The organism is Streptomyces chiangmaiensis (genome assembly GCF_036281785.1).
In the GTDB taxonomy this organism is placed as follows: Bacteria; Actinomycetota; Actinomycetes; order Streptomycetales; family Streptomycetaceae; genus Streptomyces; species Streptomyces chiangmaiensis.
Genome location: NZ_JAYWVC010000537.1, coordinates 1 through 1620, shown reverse-complemented (window position 1 = coordinate 1620; position 1620 = coordinate 1). Strand labels below are relative to the sequence as shown.

Sequence of the window (1620 nt, the reverse complement as noted above, 5' to 3'; positions counted from 1 at the left end):
CGATGCGGCGGGTGCGGTGGTCTTTCGCCGCGGCCAGGGTCGCTGCCGCCTCGGCGAGCTTGGCCCGGTTGAGTCGGTATCCGGCCGACAGGTCATCGCGCCGGTATGCCTGCTTCGGGATGCCTGCAGTGTTCGCCGCCCGGGCACCGCCTGGAACCTCAGCTTGCCGCGCGGGCAGTCCGGCCGCTCCGCGACGTTCGGCGCGGGCCTGCTGCCGCTTCGACATCCCGTACTGGTTGGGGTTCGTTGCCCGGCGGGACCGGTCGAGGGCGCGTTTACGGCCCCGTTCCTTACGCTGGGCCTTCGCGAGCGCGGCACGTTCTGCGACGGTGAGCTCGACCCGACCCGTCTGTATTCCGCCGTCGGCGGGGTCGAATGTGTCGGGGAAGGAGACGACGGACAGGTTGGAGACGTTGCCGTCGATCCCGCCGGCCCGCTCGAGCCCGGCCGCATTCTTGCGGCGGGCGCGGGTGGACGGTGATGCATAACCGCCGGAGAGCACCATCAGGTGCGCCTCGTACGCCCATCCGCCGAGTGTGGAGGTGTCGCGGCGGCGGACGAGATCGACCTTGTGCCACAGCTGCGGGTTGTTCAGGAAGTGCAGCAGGCGGGGCCAGCGGCCCGCGCCTAAAGGGCAGGCGGACCGGGAGGACGAGGTCGCCGCGCTGGGAGTCGGCGCCGCCGGTGAAAACCAGCGCGAGGGGGCCGGTGTGGTCCCACCAGGTCGCGGCACGAGTCTTCGGTGTGCCTTTCGACGTGGCCTCGCCGGTCGGCACGCGGCCGCAGGGCCGGGCGGGTATGGGTAGACGGCGGGGCTGCGCGAGGACGCTCGTGCCGGACGGCAGTGCGGCGGCCTGCTCCGGCGTCGTCACCGCCGAGCCGAGACCGCGGTGCCGGTAGGCGGCGAGATGTCCGGCGAGGGTGCCGTGGAGGCGGAACGTCTCCCACTTTCGCGCGGTCGTATGCGACCGGGCGCGGCCAGGGATCCGGGTGTAGTCCCACCAGCTCCCGGTCTTGGGCCGGCCGAACCTGCGTCCGGTCGAATCCGGGAACAGGTGGCGGGCGATGCCTTCCCACACCTCGTCGGCCTGATGCATCACCAGCGCTTTCGTCACGTGGTGGCTGAGGTGCTTGGACCTCTCCATGTGCCGGTAGCCGCGGCGTTCCATCCCCTCACGGGACAAGCCCAACGCCTGCCGCCACGCTTTCGCGTCCGTTTCCCGGCGCACGTCGCCGGCCCAGTACGCGTCGACTGCGGCGCGAGCGTCGCGCTGCAGGGCACGCTTGACCGCCCACATCGCCGAGTACAGGTTCTCCACACGCTGCAGGTCCTCCAGACGGTGGACGTCCAACGGCAGGCGGATGACCACCGGCTCGGTGTCCTCGCCGCGCTTCCAGCGGTCGCCTTTGTTCTTACCCCGGAACCGGCGACCGGGCACAACATCGGAAGCGGGCGCCGCATCAAGCAGGCCCGTGCTCACGGACGTTCCCACCTCCTTCTTGACTCCCAGCGTGCGGAGATCTGTCCGGGCATGCGCCGGATCGGCAATCACATCAAAGCTACCTGCCGTCACTGACAACGCCCCCTGCAGCCGGTCAGCTTGACTCCGTACGCTGTCG

Annotated in this window: 1 protein-coding gene and 1 pseudogene; one reads left to right on the top strand and one right to left on the bottom strand. The window is 70.4% G+C overall.

Going from position 1 to position 1620, the window contains the following annotated elements:
- Positions 1-505, bottom strand: a pseudogene (locus VXC91_RS45335) (transposase); the annotation flags it as partial.
- 550 nt (positions 506-1055) lie between these two features.
- On the opposite strand from VXC91_RS45335, the gene VXC91_RS45330 reads away from it, so the two are divergent.
- Entirely contained in the window at positions 1056-1577 is a 522-nt protein-coding gene (locus tag VXC91_RS45330; protein ID WP_329513166.1) for a hypothetical protein, read from the top strand.
- The last annotated feature ends 43 nt before the right edge of the window (positions 1578-1620 follow it).